Origin of the sequence: Cryobacterium sp. TMT2-42-4, assembly GCF_004402645.1 — a bacterium.
GTDB classification, from domain to species: Bacteria; Actinomycetota; Actinomycetes; order Actinomycetales; family Microbacteriaceae; genus Cryobacterium; species Cryobacterium sandaracinum.
The window spans coordinates 48,961-67,775 of sequence record NZ_SOFT01000019.1 but is presented as its reverse complement, the minus strand read 5'-3'; the positions used below and the strand labels follow the sequence as shown (position 1 = coordinate 67,775).

The 18,815-nt window shown below is 67.9% G+C and carries 18 protein-coding genes and 1 pseudogene; 11 read left to right on the top strand and 8 right to left on the bottom strand.

From position 1 onward, the window contains the following. Window positions 1–13 precede the first annotated feature (13 nt). The 4 genes from acs to E3O18_RS06130 form a co-directional block, all read right to left on the bottom strand. A complete protein-coding gene (gene acs / locus E3O18_RS06145) occupies window positions 14–2,101 on the bottom strand; it encodes an acetate--CoA ligase (RefSeq protein WP_241976501.1) in 2,088 nt (695 codons plus the stop codon). After that, window positions 2,092–2,979, bottom strand: a complete 888-nt coding sequence (locus E3O18_RS06140; RefSeq protein ID WP_134393678.1) for an ABC transporter permease — start codon at window positions 2,977–2,979, stop codon at window positions 2,092–2,094. Before E3O18_RS06140 ends, acs begins: the two co-directional genes overlap by 10 nt. 85 nt (window positions 2,980–3,064) lie before the next feature. Then, window positions 3,065–4,123 (bottom strand): aliphatic sulfonate ABC transporter substrate-binding protein, encoded by a 1,059-nt coding sequence (locus tag E3O18_RS06135; RefSeq protein WP_134393677.1) that lies wholly within the window; start codon window positions 4,121–4,123, stop codon window positions 3,065–3,067. A 95-nt stretch (window positions 4,124–4,218) separates the two neighbouring features. Next, entirely contained in the window at window positions 4,219–5,091 is an 873-nt protein-coding gene (locus tag E3O18_RS06130) for an ABC transporter ATP-binding protein (RefSeq protein ID WP_198410559.1), read from the bottom strand. A gap of 193 nt (window positions 5,092–5,284) precedes the next feature. Here E3O18_RS06130 and E3O18_RS06125 point away from each other — a divergent pair, with 193 nt between their 5' ends. Further along, entirely contained in the window at window positions 5,285–6,121 is an 837-nt protein-coding gene (locus tag E3O18_RS06125) for an SDR family NAD(P)-dependent oxidoreductase (protein WP_134393675.1), read from the top strand. 103 nt (window positions 6,122–6,224) lie between these two features. Here the strand turns inward: E3O18_RS06125 and E3O18_RS16480 are convergent. Further along, a pseudogene (locus tag E3O18_RS16480) lies at window positions 6,225–7,691 on the bottom strand (DUF222 domain-containing protein). Window positions 7,692–8,299: 608 nt separating this feature from the next. Here E3O18_RS16480 and E3O18_RS06110 point away from each other — a divergent pair. The 6 genes from E3O18_RS06110 to rbsD all read left to right on the top strand — a co-directional run bounded on the left by E3O18_RS06110 (window position 8,300) and on the right by rbsD (window position 14,179). Further along, on the top strand, window positions 8,300–9,364 hold the full coding sequence (locus E3O18_RS06110; RefSeq protein WP_134393672.1) for a LacI family DNA-binding transcriptional regulator: 1,065 nt from the start codon (window positions 8,300–8,302) through the stop codon (window positions 9,362–9,364). Window position 9,365: 1 nt separating this feature from the next. Beyond that, window positions 9,366–10,880 (top strand): sugar ABC transporter ATP-binding protein, encoded by a 1,515-nt coding sequence (locus tag E3O18_RS06105; protein ID WP_134393671.1) that lies wholly within the window; start codon window positions 9,366–9,368, stop codon window positions 10,878–10,880. A gap of 11 nt (window positions 10,881–10,891) precedes the next feature. Further along, window positions 10,892–11,863 (top strand): ABC transporter permease, encoded by a 972-nt coding sequence (locus tag E3O18_RS06100; protein WP_134417722.1) that lies wholly within the window; start codon window positions 10,892–10,894, stop codon window positions 11,861–11,863. Between the two features lie 71 nt (window positions 11,864–11,934). Further along, the gene (locus E3O18_RS06095; RefSeq protein WP_134417721.1) at window positions 11,935–12,879 is read left to right on the top strand and encodes a substrate-binding domain-containing protein; all 945 of its coding nucleotides are present in this window, start codon (window positions 11,935–11,937) and stop codon (window positions 12,877–12,879) included. Continuing rightward, window positions 12,876–13,799 carry a ribokinase gene (locus E3O18_RS06090; protein WP_134393668.1) on the top strand — a complete coding sequence of 308 codons (924 nt, stop codon included), beginning with the start codon at window positions 12,876–12,878 and terminating at the stop codon, window positions 13,797–13,799. The genes E3O18_RS06095 and E3O18_RS06090 overlap by 4 nt, the downstream gene beginning before the upstream one ends. Further along, on the top strand, window positions 13,796–14,179 hold the full coding sequence (rbsD, locus tag E3O18_RS06085; RefSeq protein WP_134393667.1) for a D-ribose pyranase: 384 nt from the start codon (window positions 13,796–13,798) through the stop codon (window positions 14,177–14,179). Before E3O18_RS06090 ends, rbsD begins: the two co-directional genes overlap by 4 nt. Before the next feature lie 132 nt (window positions 14,180–14,311). On the opposite strand, the gene E3O18_RS06080 is transcribed toward rbsD, so the two are convergent. Beyond that, window positions 14,312–15,205 (bottom strand): NAD-dependent epimerase/dehydratase family protein, encoded by an 894-nt coding sequence (locus E3O18_RS06080; RefSeq protein WP_134417720.1) that lies wholly within the window; start codon window positions 15,203–15,205, stop codon window positions 14,312–14,314. 74 nt (window positions 15,206–15,279) lie between these two features. Between E3O18_RS06080 and E3O18_RS06075 the strand changes: the two genes are divergently transcribed. Continuing rightward, the gene (locus E3O18_RS06075) at window positions 15,280–15,810 is read left to right on the top strand and encodes a pyridoxamine 5'-phosphate oxidase family protein (protein WP_134393665.1); all 531 of its coding nucleotides are present in this window, start codon (window positions 15,280–15,282) and stop codon (window positions 15,808–15,810) included. Window positions 15,811–16,068: 258 nt separating this feature from the next. Here E3O18_RS06075 and E3O18_RS16065 read toward each other — a convergent pair whose 3' ends face one another. Then, window positions 16,069–16,206, bottom strand: coding sequence for a hypothetical protein (locus E3O18_RS16065; protein ID WP_166784544.1), 138 nt, complete (start codon window positions 16,204–16,206; stop codon window positions 16,069–16,071). A 24-nt stretch (window positions 16,207–16,230) separates the two neighbouring features. Continuing rightward, window positions 16,231–16,491: a hypothetical protein gene (locus tag E3O18_RS06070; RefSeq protein ID WP_134393664.1), complete on the bottom strand. Its 261-nt coding sequence runs from the start codon at window positions 16,489–16,491 to the stop codon at window positions 16,231–16,233. Between the two features lie 221 nt (window positions 16,492–16,712). On the opposite strand from E3O18_RS06070, the gene E3O18_RS06065 reads away from it, so the two are divergent. The 3 genes from E3O18_RS06065 to E3O18_RS06055 all read left to right on the top strand — a co-directional run bounded on the left by E3O18_RS06065 (window position 16,713) and on the right by E3O18_RS06055 (window position 18,725). Further along, window positions 16,713–17,207: a MarR family transcriptional regulator gene (locus E3O18_RS06065; RefSeq protein WP_134393663.1), complete on the top strand. Its 495-nt coding sequence runs from the start codon at window positions 16,713–16,715 to the stop codon at window positions 17,205–17,207. 92 nt (window positions 17,208–17,299) lie between these two features. Next, on the top strand, window positions 17,300–18,019 hold the full coding sequence (locus tag E3O18_RS06060; RefSeq protein WP_134393662.1) for a GAF and ANTAR domain-containing protein: 720 nt from the start codon (window positions 17,300–17,302) through the stop codon (window positions 18,017–18,019). After that, on the top strand, window positions 18,012–18,725 hold the full coding sequence (locus tag E3O18_RS06055) for a GAF and ANTAR domain-containing protein (RefSeq protein ID WP_134393661.1): 714 nt from the start codon (window positions 18,012–18,014) through the stop codon (window positions 18,723–18,725). The genes E3O18_RS06060 and E3O18_RS06055 overlap by 8 nt, the downstream gene beginning before the upstream one ends. Window positions 18,726–18,815: the final 90 nt, after the last annotated feature.

The following is an 18,815-nucleotide window of genomic DNA, read 5'->3' as shown; positions in this document are numbered from 1 at the left end:
TGGAACCGTGCGCTCAGCGCTGCCGCGCGGCCGCCACGATCACGGCGATGCGGCCCGGAACCGAGTCGTCCTGGAGCGCAGTCACGTCGCCGAGCGCACGACCGGCCACGATATCGCCGAGGAGGCGGCGCATGATCTTGCCCGAGCGGGTCTTGGGCAGGTCAGGCACAACGAACACCTCCTGCGGCCGGGCGACGACCCCGATGGCCTGCGTGACGTGCGCGCGCAGCAGCGGCTCGAGAGTATCCCGGGCGGCCAGCCAGACCGCGGGGTCGCCCAGGTTGCCGCACTCGCCGGAACCGCTGGTGGGGTGCGGTGCCGCGGCCGGGATCACGAAGGCCGCGATGGCCTCGCCCGTTCTCGCATCCGTCACGCCGACGACGCCGGCCTCGCCGACCAGCGGATGTGCGACGAGCGCCGACTCTATCTCGATCGTCGACAAGCGGTGCCCGGACACGTTGATGACGTCGTCGACGCGGCCGAGGAGCCAGATGTCACCGTCGTCGTCGTATTTCGCGCCGTCGCCGCTGAAGAAGAAGCCCTGCTTCGCGAACCGGGCCCAGTAGGAGTCGCGGTAGCGCTCGGGGTCGCCCCAGACGGTGCGGGCCATGCCTGGCCAGGTGCCCTCGATCACGAGGTAGCCGCCGGAGCCGAACGGCACCGGCCGGCCGTGGTCGTCGACGATGTGGGTCGTAAGGCCCGGCAGGGCGCGCAGGGCTGATCCGGGCTTGAGCGTGCTGACGCCCGGTAGCGGCGCCATCACGGCGGCGCCGGTCTCAGACTGCCACCAGGTGTCCACAATGGGGGCGCTGCCGGCGCCGATGTTCTCGCGGAACCACACCCAGGCCTCCGGGTTGATGGCCTCGCCGACCGACCCGAGCAGACGGATGCTGGACAGGTCGAACTCGCTCGGCAGCCCCTCCGGGAACCACGTCATCAACGTGCGGATGAGTGTCGGCGCCGTGTAATAGGTGGTCACCCCGTAGCGCTCGATGATCTCGAGGTGCCGGCCCGGATGCGGGGTATTCGGCGTTCCCTCGTAGATCACCGAGGTGGTGCCGTTGGAGAGCGGCCCGTAGTGCACATAGCTGTGAGCGGTGACCCAGGCCAGGTCGGCCGTGCACCAGTGCACGTCGTCGTCCTTGACGTCGAAGACGGCCCAGTGGCTCCAGGAGGTGTGCGTGAGGTACCCGCCGCTGGTGTGCACGAGCCCCTTCGGAGTACCCGTCGTGCCCGACGTGTAGATGATGAACAGCGGGGTCTCCGCGTCGAAGTACGCGGGTTCGTGCACGGGGGAGGCGAGGTCGACGCTGTCGTGCCACCAGACATCCCGGCCCGGCGTGAAGGGGATGTCGGGGGTCAGGTCGCCGGTGCGGCGCACCACGAGCACGTGCTCGATCGAGTCCACGCCCGCGACGGCCTCGTCGGCCGCGGCCTTGACCGGCACGGCCTGACCCCGGCGGAACTGGCCGTCGGTGGTCACGAGCAGCTTCGCGCCGGTGTCCTCGATCCGGAACCGCAGCGCCTCGGCAGAGAAGCCGCCGAAGACGAGCGAGTGCACGGCGCCGAGGCGCGCGATGGCGAGGGTGATGATGATGGTTTCGAGGATCACCGGCAGGTAGAGCACGACCCGGTCGCCAGGCACGATGCCGAGGTCGGTAAGCGTGTTGGCGGCGCGGTTCACCGCGCGTTCGAGTTCGGCATAGGTGATCGTTCGGCGGTCGCCGGGCTCTCCCTCGAAGTGGAAGGCGACCTTGTCGCCTTTGCCGGCGGCCACGTGCCGGTCGACGCAGTTGACGGCCACGTTGAGCTTGCCGCCCGCGAACCACTCGGCGCGGGGAATGGAGAGCACGCCGTCGGCGTCCGCCCTGGCCGGCTGCCAGGTGTGGTCGGTATGCCACGGCTCGGCCCAGTCGAGGCGGTTGGCCTGCTCAGCCCAGAACGCGATCGGATCGGCGGCGGCCCGGTCCCACCAGGTGGCGTCGACGTTGGCCTGCGCCGCGAAGGCGGCCGGGGCCGGGTAGCGCCGGGTTTCGGTCAGGAGATTACGGATGGTGGCGCTCGCCGGATCGAGCGGGGCCGGCATCGGCGTCAGGCCCATTTGCGGTTCGCCCAGCGCTCGAAGAGGCCAACGGCGGCATCCGTCAGCTTGCCGAGGATGGCGAGCAGGATGATCGCGAGCAGGATGCGGTCGATGCGGCCGTTGTTCTGCGAGTCGATCAGCAGGAAGCCCAGCCCCATCGAGGAAGCGATCAGCTCGGCGGCCACGAGGAACAGCCAGGCCTGGGCCAGAGCCAGCCGCAGCCCGGAGACCACGGCGGGGATCACCGCGGGCAGCTGCACGGCCGTGAACAGTCGCACCCCGTGCAGGCCGAACGCGCGGCCCGCCTCCACGAGCTGACGGTCGACGTGCCGCAGCGCCGCCGACACGGTCGTGTAAACGGGGAAGAAGGCGCCGATGGCGATCAGGGTGAGCTTGGACTCCTCGCCGATCTTCAGCCAGAGGATGAGCAGGGGAACCCAGGCGAGCGACGGCACCGCCCGGATGGCGCCGAGGGTAGGGGCGAACAGTGCATCGGCGGCCCGGGACAGACCGACCAGGGCTCCCAGGGCGATGCCCAGGGCCGCGCCGACGGCGAAACCGATGAGCACCCGCTGGGTGGAGATCGCCGCGTATTGGCCGAGCAGCCCGCTCGCGAACAGGTCGACGCCCGCCTGCCAGACCATCACGGGGGAGGGCAGTTGGGCCATCGTGAACACGCCGAGCGCGGTGGTGAGCTGCCAGGCCGCGAGGATCAGGACCGGCAAGACCGCTCCGCCGCCGAGGGCGATCCAGCCGCGCGAGGCGAGCGGCCGGCGCGGCGCACGCGCCGTACCGGCGGCGGTGGCGGATGCAGCGGATGCAGCGGCAGCGGCGGTGGCGTCGGGCACGGTCCGGGCCGACGTGCGGGGCAGCGTGCGGGGCACAGTCTCGGTCATGGTCGCGTCCTCTCGGTGGGTGGTGCTGGTGGTGCGGGTGTCCGGGGCGGTTGCCCGCCCCGGACGGCGCTACGGTGTTTCCTGACTACTCCGTGACGACCGACGGGTCGGCCTTCGTGGCGAAGCTGTCATTGACGATCGTGTCGAGGGCGGCGTCGATCTGGCTCTGCGCTGCCACGTCACCGGCGGCGACGAAGGTCGGGCCGATCTTTTTCAGCACCGTGAGCTGGGCCTTGCCGGGCACGTTGTCCACGTCGAGGTTGGAGCGCTCGGTGATCACCGTGGTGGCCACGGCGAGGTCGAGGCCCGAGACGCCGGCCAGGATCTCGGCGGTCTGGTTGGGGTTTTCCAGCGCCCAGGCGCGGGCGTGCTCGTAGACGTCGACGACGGTCTGGGCCACATCGGGCTTCTCGGTCAGAAAGCTTTCGGTGGCGTTGAGGAACCCGTAGCTGTTGAAGTCGACGTTGCGGTAGAGCAGCTCCGCGCCGGCAGCCTCGGCACCGGCCATGATCGGGTCGAGTCCGGCCCAGGCGTCGACCGAGCCGTTCTGGAGGGCAGCCCAGCCGTCGGCGTGCTGCAGGTTCTGCACGGTCACGTCCTCGAGGGTGAGCCCGGCCTCCTCCAGGGACTGGAGCAGGAAGAAGTAGGGGTCGGTGCCCTTGGTCGCGGCGATCTGCTTGCCCTTGAGATCGGCGACGCCGGTGATCGCGGAGTCGCCGGGAACGACGAGGGCCGCCCACTCGGGCTGCGAGAAGATGTCGATGACCTGGATCGGCGAGCCGTTCGAGCGGAACAGCAGCGCGGCCGAGCCGGCGGTGGAACCCACGTCGATGGCATTGGCGCGCAGTGCCTCGTTGGCCTTGTTGGAGCCGGCCGACTGCACCCAGTTCACGGCGATGTCCTGGTCGCTGAGGGCATCCTCGAGCCAACCCTGGTCCTTGATCACCAGGCTGAGCGGGTTGTAGGTGGCGAAGTCGATGTTGAGGGTGCCGCCGGTGGTGACGGTGGTCTCACCCGCTGCGGCGGCCTCGGCCGGCTTGGCGACCGGCTGGTTTTCACCCGCGACGCAGCCGGTGAGCAGCAGGGCGGCGGCGGTTGCGACGGCAAGGAGCGCGATTCGTGTGGTGGAGCGGTGCTGTGTCATCGGGATCTCTCAGTTGATTGGGCAGCGGATGCGGCGCCCGGAGTGGGGTAGCGGTGGTGAAAGCAGTGCGGCGGTGCAGTGGTGAGGCAGAAAAGTCAGTAGGGGAAGGCCGGGATGGTAGAGGTCGCGGCGAGCCCGCGTGCCTCGCCGTGGCGGTCGATGCCGAGCCCGGCGAGCAGTCGTCCGCGCAGTTCGGCGAGTTCCGCCGAGCCGCGGTCGCGGGGGCGGGCCCCGGGAACGGTGAGTTCCTGCACGATGGTCGCGCCGGCGCGGGTGTCGTTGCCGGACCGGCCGAGCAGGATGATCCGGTCGGCCAATTGCAGCGCCTCGTCGACATCGTGCGTGACCAGGAGGACCGTCGTCGGCGCCTGGGCGTGCACGTCGAGCAGAAGGTCCTGCATCTTCAGGCGGGTGAGCGCGTCGAGAGCACCGAACGGTTCGTCGAGCAGTAGAACGCCCGGGTTGCGGGCCAACGCCCGGGCGAGGGAGGCACGCTGGGCCATCCCACCGGAGATGGCCTGGGGGCGGTGGCCGGCGAACGCGGCCAGACCGACCAGCTCGATCAGCTCGGCGACGCGGGCGCGGGCGGCGGCCCGCGGGGTGCCGCGGGGCAGTCCCAGTGCGACGTTCTCGGTGACGGTGCGCCAGGGCAGCAGGCGCGGCTCCTGAAATCCGACCGCGCAGCGTGGGTCGATGCCGGCGACGGGCGAGCCGTCGATTCTCACCTGGCCGGTGGTCGGGGAGTCGAGGCCGCCCGCGATGCGGAGCAAAGTGGACTTGCCGCATCCGCTCGTGCCCAGGATCGCCAGCACCTCGCCGGGCCCCACCGTGAGGGAAACGTCGCGGAGCACCGGGGGTAGGGCGGTGGCCCCGCGGGTCGTGGCGGGGGCGAACGTGCGGCCGATCGCCTCGAACTCGACCGTGAAGGCCGAGTTTCCGGTCGTGGTCGTGGTCGTGGTTCTGGCCATGGTTCTGGACGCCGCGCCGCGCACGGACGCCGGATCGGCGGACGTCTCGTGTGATGCGGCGCGGTGCGGCATGGGCGGCTTTCGGTCGCGGGAGGGGAAGAGTTGCTTGACGTTAGCCGAGGGCAGACGGATGCTGCTGGGCCGGCCGCAACCCGACGTAACACGCGGCGCTTCTTCTTGGGATGATGGGGCCATGACTCGAACCGTTTCCGGAGCCCGTGTGCTCATTACCGGTGCCGCCAGCGGCATGGGCCGCCTCTATGCCGAGCGGGCCGTCGCCGAGGGCGCGAAGGCCGTGATCCTCTGGGACCGGGACGCCGGGGCGCTGACCCGTGTGGTCGGCATCCTCGGCGATCGGGCCGGCGAGGGCACGCTCATTGTCCCGTATGTCGTGGACATCGCCGACCTCGGCGCGATCGCTCAGACCGCCCAGCGGGTGCGCACGGAGGTCGGCGACCCGGACATCGTGATCAACAATGCCGGCATCGTGCGCGGAGCCTTCTTCTGGGAGCACGACAACGGCGCGGACACGCGGCCGACCATGCAGATCAACGCGCTCGCCCCGATGTACATCGCCCGGGAGTTCCTTCCGGCGATGATGGCGAATCGCGGTCGTGCGTCGCGCATCGTGAACATCGCGTCGGCGGCCGGGATGCTCTCGAACCCCCGGATGAGCGTCTATGCGGCGTCGAAGGCGGCCCTGATCGGGTGGGGTGACTCGCTGCGTCTGGAGCTCAAGCAACAACGGTTCGGGCACGTCAAGGTCACGACCGTCTGCCCCAGCTACATCTCGACAGGGATGTTCGAGGGTGCCCGCGGTCCGCTGCTGACGCCCGTCATGACGCCGGAATATGTGGTCGAGCGGGTTTGGCGGGCGATGCTCGCGGGCAAGCCCATGCTCACCATGCCGTGGACGGTCGAGCTCTCAAAGGTTGTCCGCGGAGTGCTGCCTTTGCCCCTCTGGGACGTGGTGGCCGGCCGCGTCTTCGGCGTCTACGGCTCCATGGACGAGTTCACCGGCCGCCCCTGAATCGAGCCCCGGTGGTCGAGCCTGTCGAGACGCGGCGACCCGCCCTCCCGAGGTTCCCACGACGCTGTTCGAGCCTGTCAAGACCCGGGACGAGAGCCACGCCCTACAGCCCCACCCGCTTGCTCGGCAGTGCGATCAGTGTCTGTTCCGGGTCGTTCTCCACCGGTGGCCGGAGCCAGTATTGCGTTCCGGTACGGGTGATCTTCCAGTGCTGGTTGTGTAGCAGTATGTGGTGCGGGTGGCAGAGCAGTACTCCGTCGGCGAGGTTGGTGTCTCCGCTGTCTGTGAGCCATTCGTTGATGTGGTGGGCTTCGCTCCAGGCCGGTGATCTGTCGCAGTCGACCCACCGGCATCCGCCGTCGCGCACTCCCATCGCGGCGCGTTGTTTCTCGGTGAAGAGTCGTTCGTCACGGCCGACGTTGATGATTTGGCCGATGTCGTCGAACTTGATGCCGCGGGTGCCGGTGTCGCAGAGCAACCGGTCGATGGTTTCCTGCGAGATGGGGACCGGGTTGCCTTCGATCTGCCCGTGAGCGGCGGGTTCGGCGGCACCCGGCTCGCCGGGTTCGGCTGTGAGGGCTTTCTCGGTCACGATCACGCGCACCGCCGGGCGGCGTCCGCCGAAGACCCGGCCGGGGTCGGCTTCGCCGGCGATCGTCAGCAGTTGCACGAGGGAGTCCGCGTTGATCTGCTCGGTGCTGCGCGGGTCGTCCTGCATTTTTTAGGCCCAGGCGGCGCGTTCCGGGTCGACGAACCGCACTCCGCCGCGGCGGGGGCTGGTGATGGAGTCGAAGGTGGAGAGCACGAACTCGCCGTCTTCGGGGGCGAAGAGCCCGTTCAGGCGCACGTTGCCGTTGCTCAGCCGGTAGACCTTCAGGTAGCGGTCGTCGTGGGCCTGCTTCTCCCGGGCGGCGATGCCGGCCTGATCGAGCCGGTCGCGCATCCGTCTCGCCCGTTTAAAAACCTCGTCGGCATTCAGTGACGGTGCCTCGGTGAGGAGCGCCGCGAGGGCCACCCGGAGCTTCTCCGCGGTAACTGCCGCGTCGATCTGGCCGAGCCCGGCCCGGATCGCCTCGGCCGCGTCAACCGAGAGCGTGCCGGCGGTGACGGCCCGGGCGATCGGCGCCTGCCAGGGCACCTTCGCGGCGAACGCCGCGACGTCGACAGCATCGGCGTCGGCGTCGGCGTCGGCGTCGGGCGTCGAGAGCGTCGAGAGCGCCTCTTCGACCAGCTTGTCGGCCGCCTCGGTGTCGGCCATCATCGTGCCGACCGCGACCAGCTTGTACGCGTCACCTTTGGATGAGCCGGTCCAGTTCTGGATCAGGGCCTCGGGCGAGAGGAACCCCTGCTGCGCGGCCAGCCCCGAGTGGCCGAGTTCCGGGCGGGACCGGCGGGCGATGGTTGCGGCCATCAACGCGGCATAGGTGTCGAGCAGGCGGCGCGCGCGGGCGATCCGCTTCTGGCCGGCCAAAGCCTCGGCGTCGGGAAGAGCCGCGAGGTCGGCGCTCGAGGAGCCCAGCAGGGCGACGGCGTCGGCCGCCTGCCTGAGGTCATCCGCGAGGTTCGTCATGTTATGAGGATACTTTAAGGAGCACACGTAGGCGAGTGTCACTCACCTTTTGTGGATAGCAGTTTCGTATCTTTGTTCAGCAGCACGGCTGTTTGGCCGCGCGGCGCCACCGAGTCAGCGCTGAGCCGGCGGCCTGCCCGGCAGCAACGTTCGGTGCCGTGGCGCAGGTTGGGGACGACGGCGGATCCTCTCACGTGCGCCCGCTTTACCGAACGCGTGCCGGGAGGTGCGGTGTGGCACGGGAACCCTGATGACTGACTCGCCGGTTCTCGACGGGCTTGACCGCCGACGGGGCCGCGACTTCGAGGCGCAGACAGGCCCAGGCCCAGGACTGACGCGGGTCGCCCCGCCGACAGGTCCGCTACCGGCAGGTCTGTGACTTTTGGATGGATCCGTCCGAGTTCTAGCAGACCCAGAAGGGTGCCGTCTCTGTAGGTATCTCGCTGAATCTCCATGGTCTCCTCCGCGCCGTACCGGGCATGCTACTTCGCTGCACTGTTTCTCCGGGCTCGTTGACAGCGGCCCACGCAGGGACCTAGTATGGAATCGTTTCCATGGAAACGATTCCACGACTACATCGGTACCCGCACGAACACGAAGAGGTGAACATGGTTGCCATCACGATCAAGGATGTCGCCGCCCTGGCCGGCGTGTCCGTGGCCACGGCCTCCCGGGTTCTCTCCGGCAGTCCGGCCACGTCGCCCGAGGCCCGCGCCGGCGTAGCGGCGGCGGCCGCCCAGCTCGACTACCGGCCCAACGCCCAGGCGCGGGCCCTGCGCAGCACCCACACCGAGTCCATCGGCCTGCTGGTGTCGGATGTGCGCAACCCCTTCTTCGCCGACCTCGCCCACACGGTCGAACAGGCCGCCCTGGCTGCCGGCTACGTCACGCTGCTCGGCAACGCGAACGAGCGCAAAGAACAGCAGGACCGGTACCTGGACACCCTGATCTCCAGGCGAGTGGACGGCATCGTCGTGGCACCGCTCGGGGACGGCAGCGGCAGCATCCGTTCGCTGATCGAACGCAAGATCCCGACCGTCTTCGTGGACCGCACCGTGGAGGGCCTCGATGTGCCGAGCGTGACCACGGACAGCGAAACCGGCATCCGCCAGGCTGTGGCACACCTGGCCGCGGCCGGCCACACCCGCATCGGCTACATCTCGGGCCCACAGGCCACCTCGACAGGCCGGGACCGGTTCGCCGCCTTCACCCGGGCGGTGGCCGAGTTCGGCCTCAGCCAGGACCCCGAGCTGGTCTACTTCGGCGACTTCCAGGCCGCCAGTGGCTCGGCCGGCGTGCACGCGCTGCTCGAACTGCGCCAGCCGCCCACCGCCCTGCTCGCCGCCGACAGCCCGATGGCCGTGGGCGCGATCGCCATTCTTCACAAGCGCGGGCTGCGCATCGGCCGGGACGTGGCCCTGATCGCGTTCGACGACATCGAGTGGTTCGCCCTGCTCGACCCGGCGCTCAGCGTCATCTCACACAGTGTCGAGGACATGGGCCGGATCGCCGTGAAGATGCTGCTCGAGGTCATTGGCGGAGGCACCCCCGGATCGGTGGTGCTGCCCAGCGAACTGATCATCCGGGCGTCGTCCTCGGCGCCCATCTCAGGCATGCCCGATTCACCCGCAGCCGTTTCACCCGCATCCGGGCCGAGCCCGAGGAAGAACTGACATGAGTCAACAACCACTGGTCACCCTGCAGAACGTGGGCAAGACCTTCGGACCGGTGACGGTCATCAAAGACGTCACCGTCAGCGTCTACGCCGGCAAGGTGCAGGTACTGCTGGGCGAGAACGGCGCCGGCAAGTCCACCCTGATCAAGATGATGGCGGGGGTGTACCAGCCGGACGCCGGTCACATCGTGGTGGACGGGCAGACAGTCACCCTGCCCACCACCCGCGCGGCCGAGGAACTCGGCATCGCCACGATCCACCAGGAACTGAACCTCGTTCCCACCATGAGCATCGCCGAGAACGTGATGCTGGGGCGGATGCCCACCAAGCACGGCCTGGTCGACCGCAGCGCCCTGCGCAATCGGGCGCGTGCCGCCCTCGCCCTGATCGGCCTCGACGTCGACGTGGACACCCTGGTCGGCGACCTCGGCATCGCCCGGCAGCAGCTGGTCGAGATCGCCAAGGCGCTGAGCATCAACGCCCGCATCCTGATCCTGGACGAGCCCACCGCGGCGCTGACCCGCCACGAGACCGAGAGCCTGTTCGCCGTGATGACCGACCTGCGCCGCCGTGGGGTGGGCATGCTGTTCATCAGCCACCACCTCGACGAGATCGCCGAGGTCGGCGATACCGTCACCGTGCTGCGCGACGGCGAGTTCATCGCCGAGGTGCCGGCCTCCACCCCCGAAGACGACCTCGTGAAGCTGATGGTCGGCCGCAACATCGAAGACCAGTTCCCGCGGGTGACCGGCGACGTCAGCCAGGCACCCGAGATCCTGACGGTCGAGAACCTCACCTCGACCGGCTCGTTCAGCGATATCAGCTTCACCGTGAAGGCCGGCGAGGTGCTCGGCATCGCCGGCCTGGTCGGCGCCGGACGCACCGAACTGATCCGGGCGATCGCCGGCGCCGACCGGTACACCTCCGGCACGGTCGCCGTGCGCGGCCGGCAGCTGCCGAACGGCAGTATCCCGGCGGCAATCGCCGCGGGCATCGGGCACGTGCCCGAAGACCGCAAGGGGCAGGGGCTGGTGCTCGACGCATCCGTCAACGACAACCTCGGCTACGCCACGCTCGCCGCCACCGCGAAGCTCGGCCTGGTCGACTTCGCCGGCCAGCGCCGCCGGGCCGGCGACGTGGCGAAGAAACTTCGCATCCGAATGCACACCATCGACCAGCCGATCGGCGCACTCTCCGGAGGCAACCAGCAGAAGGCCGTGTTCGGCCGCTGGATCATCGCCGCCTCCACGGTGCTGCTGCTCGACGAGCCCACCCGCGGCGTCGATGTGGGGGCCAAGGTCGAGATCTACGAACTGATGAACGCGATCACGGCGGCCGGGGGAGCGATTCTGATGGTCTCCAGCGAGCTGCCGGAGATCCTCGGCATGAGCGACCGCATCCTCGTGATGCGCGACGGCCGGATCGCCGGCGAGCTCAGCGCCGCCGAGGCCGCCCAAGACGCAGTCATGACACTCGCCGCCCGCGATGTCGACGAGAATCACGAACAGAGATAGGGAACCACGCCATGTCCACCACAACCGTGCCGGCGAAGCACCGCAGCTTCGACTACAAGAAATTCCTCGCCAACAACGGCGCCCTCGTCGGCCTCGTCGTTCTCTGCCTCGCCCTGTTCATCGCTACTCCCGACTTCCTGACCGCGCAGAACCTGCTCAACATCGGCATCCAGGTATCCACGGTGGCCGTGCTGGCCTTCGGGATGACCTTCGTCATCGTGGCCGGCGGGATCGACCTCTCGGTGGGTGCCGTGGCGGCCCTGTCGGCCATGTCGTCGGGCTGGATGTTCGCCAGCGCCGGCCTCCCCGGCTGGATCGCCCTCCTCGGTGGCCTCTTCATCGGGGCCCTGGCCGGCACCATCAACGGTCTGGCCAACGCCTACGGCAAACTGCCCTCCTTCATTGCCACGCTCGCCATGCTCAGCGTGGCCCGCGGGCTGACCCTGGTCATCTCCGACGGCCGCCCGATCAAGATGCCGGCCGAGGTCTCCTTCCTCGGCGGCAACCTGGGTCCGCTGCCGATGCCGATCATCATCCTCGTGCTCGCCGCCCTGGTCGCTTCCTTCCTGCTCAACCGCACCGTGATCGGCCGCTCGATGTACGCGGTCGGCGGCAACGCCGAAGCCGCCCGGCTGTCGGGACTGCCGGTCAAGCGCATCCTCGTCACCGTCTTCGCCCTGGCCGGACTTTTCGCCGCCCTCGCCGGGCTGTTGCTCGCCGGGCGCCTCGACTCCGCGCAGCCGCAGGCCGCGGCCGGCTACGAACTCGACGCCATCGCGGCCGTCGTGATCGGCGGCGCCTCGCTCGCCGGCGGCCTCGGCAAAATCTCGGGCACCTTCGTCGGCGCCCTCGTGCTCGTCGTCATCCGCAACGGCCTGAACCTGCTCAACGTGACGTCGTTCTGGCAGCAAGTCGTGATCGGCCTCGTGATCGCCCTCGCCGTGGGCGTGGACGTGCTACGCCGCAAGACCCGTAGCAGCTGACCTGGCCGACGCCCGGCATCCGTTACCCGTCACCTCTCACCCCATCCATCAACACCCCAAAGGAATACACAATGAAGTCCTCCTCATTTCGCAAAATCGCGGCACTGACCGCCACCGCCGCCCTGATCCTGGTGGGCACCACGGCCTGCGGCCGCGGCGGCGGGGACGAGGCGTCCGGCACGAAGATCGTGATGGCCCTCTCCACCCTGAACAACCCGTTCTTCGTGGAACTGCGGGACGGCGCCCAGGCTGCCGCCGACGAAGCCGGCGTGCAGCTGAACATCGTCGACGCGCAGAACGACTCGGCCACGCAGGCCAACCAGCTCGCCACCGCCGCCTCGGGCGGCACCAAGGCCGTCATCGTGAACCCGGTCGACTCCGACGCTTCCTCCTCCTCCGTGAACGAGCTGCTCAGCGCCGACATCCCCGTCATCGGGGTCGACCGCACCGTCAACGGCGCCGACCTGAACTCGCTCGTCGCGAGCGACAACGTGGCCGGAGGCCGTCAGGCCGCCGACGCCCTCGCCAAGGCCATGGGCGAAAAGGGCAGCGTCATCCATCTGCAGGGTGTCTCCGGCACCTCGGCCAGCCGCGACCGCGGCCAGGGCTTCGAAGAGGGCATCAAGGCCTACCCGAACATCACCGTGGTCGCCAAGCAGACCGCCAACTTCGACCGCGCCGCCGCGCTCGACGTGACCACCAACCTGCTGCAGGCCAACCCCGGCGCGACCGGCCTCTTCGCCGAGAACGACGAAATGGCCCTCGGCGCCATCCAGGCGCTCGGCTCGCGTGCCGGCACCGAGGTCGCGGTCGTCGGCTTCGACGGCACAGCCGACGGACTCGCCGCCATCGAGGCCGGCACCCTGGTCGCCACCATCGCGCAGCAGCCGGCCGAACTCGGCAAGCTCGCCGTTGAACTCGCCATCAAGGCCATCGCCGGCGACACGATCGAGAAGACCGTCCCGGTCGAGGTCGTCTCCGTCACGAAGACGAATGTCGGCGACTTCACCAAGTGAGCAACTCCACCAGCACGGTCGTCGTCGTCGGGTCGATCAACGTCGACCAGCTGATCACCATCGAACGCCACCCGCTGCCCGGTGAGACCCTCATCGGAACGTCGATGGAGTTCCTCCCCGGAGGGAAAGGCGCCAACCAGGCCGTCGCGGCAGCCCAACTGGGCGCCACGGTGCGCATGGTCGGCCTCGTGGGCCGGGACCCGCAGGCCGAGGTCGCCACCGCGATCCTGACCCGCTCCGGAGTGGACCTGTCGAATGTGCGCGCGGTGGACGGCCCGACCGGCCTGGCACTCGTCACCGTTGCCGCCGACGGCGAAAACACCATCGTGATCATCCCCGGCGCCAACGCACTGCTGGGCGCGGAGGCCGTCGAAGCCAGCGCGACCGTCATCGCGGAGGCCGCCGTGGTGGTGCTCCAGGGTGAGATCCCCGCGGCGGGCATCATGGCGGCAATGCGGCTGGCCACCGGCCGGGTGGTGCTGAACCTGGCGCCCGTGATCGAACTGGATGCCGCGAGCATCCGTCGGGCCGACCCGCTGGTCGTCAACGAGCACGAGGCTGCCCTCGTGCTCGCGCAGCTCGCCCCGAAAATGGTCATCCCCACCGAGGACGCCGAGCTCGTCGCCCGGCTCCTCGACTGGGGCGTTCCCTCGGTCGTGCTCACCCGCGGTGCGAAGGGCGCGATCTGCGCCGACCGGGACGGCACCCACAGTCTGGCGTCGCCACGGGTCGTTGCCGTGGACAGCTCGGGCGCCGGCGACGCATTCGTCGGCGCCCTCAGCGCGCAGCTCGCGGCCGGGTCGAGCCTGTCCGAGTCCGTGCGGCGGGCCGTGCGCGTGGGTGCCTTCGCGGTGCAGTCGCGCGGCACGCAGACGTCGTATCCGTCCCTGGCCGACGAGCTGCCGCTGGTGCGCGCATGAAGCGCCGCGGCATCCTGAACGCCGACCTCTCCGGCGCCCTGGCCCGCCTCGGGCACACGGATGTCGTTCTCCTCGCGGACTGCGGCATGCCGATCCCGGCCGGCGTTCCCGTGATCGACCTGGCGCTCGTGCATGGTGTGCCGCGCTTCGAGCAGGTTCTCGATGCCCTGCTCGAGGAGATGGTGTTCCAGCGCTGCGTGGTCGCGGAGGAGGCGAAAACCGCCCCTGCCGGGGCCTGGCTGGCCGACCGGTTCGACGCGATCGAATACATCAGCCACGCCGAGTTGAAGGACCTGTCGGCCTCGGCGAAGCTCTTCATCCGTTCGGGGGAGGCGACGCCGTTCGCGAACGCGGCGCTGGTCTGCGGCGTCTCGTTCTAGACGCCTCGTTCCGCGGCGCCTCGTTCCTGAACGAATTCGACGGAGATTTTGGTCAGATCGGCCGTGAGCCCACGAAAAGGCCGTTCTAAACGAAAATCTCCGTCGAATTGGTTCACACTGAACCCGGTCAAGCTACGGGTGACGGATGCCCCGGCCGGCCAGCACGGCCCGGTAGCCCTCGCGGTAGGTCGGATAGCTGAACGTGAAACCCGTGCCCAGCAGCAGTTGGTTGCGAAGGCGTTTGTCGCCTCCGCGCTGGCTGTCCCGCGGGACGGGCCGAGTGGGCGCGGCCGTCGTTGCGCCGGGAGCGCCGGGTGCCTCGGGCATAGGGGCCGGCAGTCCAAGCTCCTCGGCAAGGAACGCCAGCACCTCACCGCCGCGCACCGGTGCGCTGTCGACGCCGAGATAGAGGGGCGCCAGTGCTTCCTCCCGCAGCATCAGGTGCACGATCGCGGCCGCGGCATCATCCCGGTGGATGCGGTTCGTGTGGCGGGCCGAGGCCGACGCGGTGGTGCGGCCGCTCCGCACCTGGGTGATCAGGCGCTCCCGGCCGGGGCCGTAGATGCCCGACAGGCGGAAGACGACGGCCGCGGGGATGCGGGCGTGCAGCATCTGTTCGGCCTCGAGCAGAATGGCGTCGGTGCCCGGCCTCGGGTTGGCGGGCGTCTGCTCGTCGACCCAGCTCTCGTCGGACACGTCGTAGACGGCGGTCGACGACACCAGCAGCACGCGGTGGGGCGTGACGCCGGCCTCGTCGAGCGCGTCGAGGAGGTTCTGCAGACCGTCGACGTAGGCCGCCCGGTAGACCGCGGGGCTGGGGTCGCCCGCGGCGATCGTCACGATCACGATCTCGGTGTCAGCCGGCACGACCGGCTGGTGCGCGCTGAGGTCGACGGACTGGCCCTCAATACTGGCGGGGAGAACGGCCGCGTTGCGGCGCAACCCCACCACCCGGTGCCCGAGCGCCGCGAAACGCAGGCCCACCTCCGTGCCGAGGTCCCCGCATCCTGCAATGAGTACCGTCATCTCGCTCCTCTTGTCTGCTTCCAACGCTAGCGGCACTCTCTGAACGCTGACAGCCGGCGCAGTAGGCTCGGTGGGTGAGCGAATCATTCCGCAGCATGCTGCGTTCCCTGCCGGATTTCCCCGTCGATCTACCGATTTTCGACCCGGCGTCGGCTCCACTCGACCCGGCTGTACTGTTCCGGTCCTGGCTTGATGAGGCCCTCGCGGCCGGGGTTTCCCAGCCGCACGCCTTCAGCCTGGCGACCGTCGGCGCCGAGGGCATGCCGTCGTCGCGCATGCTCATCCTCAAGAATCTCGACGCCGAGGGCTGGCACTTCGCCACCTCGCGGGCGTCGCGCAAGGGCCGGGAGCTGACGGAGCATCCGTTGGCCGCGATGAATTTCTTCTGGTCGGCGCTGGGCCGCCAGGTGCGCGTGGTCGGCCCGGTCACCGAGTTGTCGACGGATGCCTCGGCGGCCGACTGGTCCGAACGGCCCGGCGCCGACGGATCAGAGAACCCCACCTGGCAGCTGTATGCCCTGCGCCCGGTCGAGGTCGAATTCTGGCAGGCCGACCCCAGCCGCCGGCACGTGCGCCACCGCTACCTGATTCCCGCAGAGGGCTGAGCGCGCTGGGGCTGAGAGCGACTACTTCCAGCGGCGGGCGGCCAGGCAAGGAACTGCATATCGCCGACCAGTGACGCGTAGGAGCACGGCACCGGGTATCCGAGCAGCTAGGCCAGGTAGCCGAACCGATGCGCCGCACTACCAGGCCGAGAGGACCGAAGACCCGGCGGCTCTGGAACAAGCGCCGATTCCGAGGGATGGTCGCCGGCACCTCCGTGAACGGCGCAGCGTCTGCCGGGGCGGATCGAAGCCGGGAGATCACTGGCGCCGGGTCTTCCGATGCAGCAGCGTGTCCGCGTCGACCGTGATCAGATAGGGCGTGGTCACGTGGGTCCGTGCTGAGATCAGCGCGTTCGACTTGCCGGGGACAGGTTGCCGCGCGACCAGCAGGTCCACAGCAGGAGATACCAGGTCGGGTAGCTAGAAGTCCTCGTAGGTGAAGGCCTCCTCGGCGAGAAGCTGCGTCCACGGTTCCGGTCGTTGGGAGCGGACTCGTTGCAGGGTGACGGTCGAGTTCGGGGTGATCAGAAGCGTAGTCAAGAACCCGGCGGAATTGATCACATTGATGAATCCGCCACCGCGCTGTACCGCGTCGGCCACGGAGGTTTTCCATGCTGCCAGGTCATCGTCGGTGTCGACAACGTAACGGTCGCCATTCACGGTCAGACGGTACTCGTTCATGGAAATAGACCCTGTCTCTCAGCGGACCCTGAAGCGCCACGTGGTGGTTCAGCAGAGATCGGACGATGCCCTAAGAATTGGCGTCGGAACGTAATATATAGCGATCAGTTTGGATTTCAAACTATTTTATGTTGGAAGATGATGCACGTCGTCGATAGGGTGGAGGCGGAAATGTGCCGCAGTTCCAGTTGAGTACTTTTCGTTGATGTCGGGAGGAAACCATGTTCAAGGAAAATGGCTCCGTCCAGGTTCTCGAGGGTGTTGCTGCTGCGGTGGTCGTTCTGCTTCGGGCGCTGGACAAGACGCGTGCCGGGATGGCGGCTAAGGATGGCTTCACGGGTTCTGAGATACGGGTTCTTTTTCGAATTTCGGAAGCGGGCCGGGTGACACCGAAGATTTTGGCCGGTTCCACAGATCTCTCGATGGGTGCGGTCACCGCGATCTCTGACCGGTTGGTCGCCCGGGATGTCGTACGCCGAGTTGCCAACCCGGATGACCGGCGGAGCCTGTTCCTGGAGCTGACTGCGACGGGCGAGACGTTGATGGATAGCATCTACGGTGATTTTCGTGCACGGATCGCCGAAGCTCAGAGAAAAATGTCGAGTCCTGAACAGGAACTTCTCGAGGCGCAGCTGCTGAATATCGCTGCGGCGCTTGGCTACGACCTGGAAGAAGGACTAGCTGGAACTCAAATATCGGTTGTGAAGGCTTCTTGAGCCTCCTGCTCCGGACGTGGCGGAGTACGTTCGGAAGATGACTTGGCCACGTCTGACAGGGAGCAGCAGAGAGAATCGCAGGAGGGATTGCCATGCGTGATCAATTTGCAGTTGCCGAAAAGGCATTGTCCGCTTTGGCAGGTAGCGAGTCCCGCCTGTTCGAACCGTTCCTCGGGGCACTGCCAGTGGATGGGGTGTCAATCTCGACGTTCGGTGACTTTCTCCCTGATGAGACAATCTCGGCGAGCGACGCCCAATCGTTTCGGCTGGACGAGCTGCAATTCGATCTGGGTGAGGGTCCGTGTTGGGATGCTCTAGAAACCGGGGCGCCGGTTTTCGAGCCGAACATTCGCGAACGGCCGAACCGGGTTTGGCCGGCGTTCTCGGAGGCAATCATCGCCGATGATCTGGGCGCGCTTTTCGCTTTTCCTTTGTCGCTGGGGCCGTTGCGCATCGGGGCGATCGACCTGTACACGAGTCGGCCCAGTCATCTCAGTGATCTGAATATCCAGCGCACTGCAGCCCTCGCGACCGTCGTCAGCCGTCTCGTTCTCGCTCGAGCCATCCGGCTGTCCCAGAGCGACATTCAGGGTGAAACTGGCACGCGCAAACAATTCTCCCGACGTGAGGTGCATCAGGCCACAGGCATGGTGCTGGCCCAACTGGGGATCTCTGCCCTGGATGCCCGTCTGATCATCCAGGGCCATGCCTTCGCCGTCGGCCGATCTGTGCAGGAGATAGCGGAGGAGATCATCGACCGGCAATTGACTTTTGCGGTGAATGAAAACCAGATCGAAGGGTCTCATGATTGATGAAACGAGAGAAGACCGCCTGATCGAAACGTTCGCGACCCTCGCTGACACCCTGGTTGCCGGTTATGACGTGGTGGAGCTCCTCCAGACACTGGTGGAGAGTTGCGCCGGGCTCTTCGATATTGCGGCGGCAGGTATTCTCCTGGCCGACGAAAACGGAGAGCTCGAAGTTGTCGCTTCCACCAGCGAAGCCAGCAGGCTTGTCGAGGTGATGCAACTGAGCGCTCGGGCGGGCCCGTGTGTCGAGTGTTTCATTACCGGGTCGGTCGTGTCCCTGCCGGACGTGGAGGACAGCCCGCCCGCGTGGCGGCGGTTTCGGGACAGCGCCAGGGAGCAGGGTTTCGCTGCGGTCCATGCGATTCCGTTGCGGCTGCGTGAGACGACCATCGGCGCCCTCAACCTGTTGTCCACTGTTCCCGGCGCCCTGCGTCAACAGGATGTTCGCGCGGCCCAGGCGTTGGCTGCTGTGGCCACGATCGGGATTCTGCAGGAACGCACGCTCCGAGAAAGCAACTCGGTGCGGGAGCAATTGACGATTGCGTTGAACTCCCGAGTCCTCATCGAGCAGGCCAAAGGCGTGATCTCGCATTCCCGCGGAGTCTCGATGGAGGACGCATTCGCGTTGCTGCGGAATCACGCTCGCGGTAACCACTTGTTGTTGTCCCAGGTTGCACAGGGGCTGGTCGACCAGACCCTTGTCATCTAGCCGGGAGACCCCCGCGCCTCTCGGAGCGACTGAATCCGCCAGGAGCGCGAAATTGCCTGTCTGATTTCTGTGACGAACACCCTCCGAAAT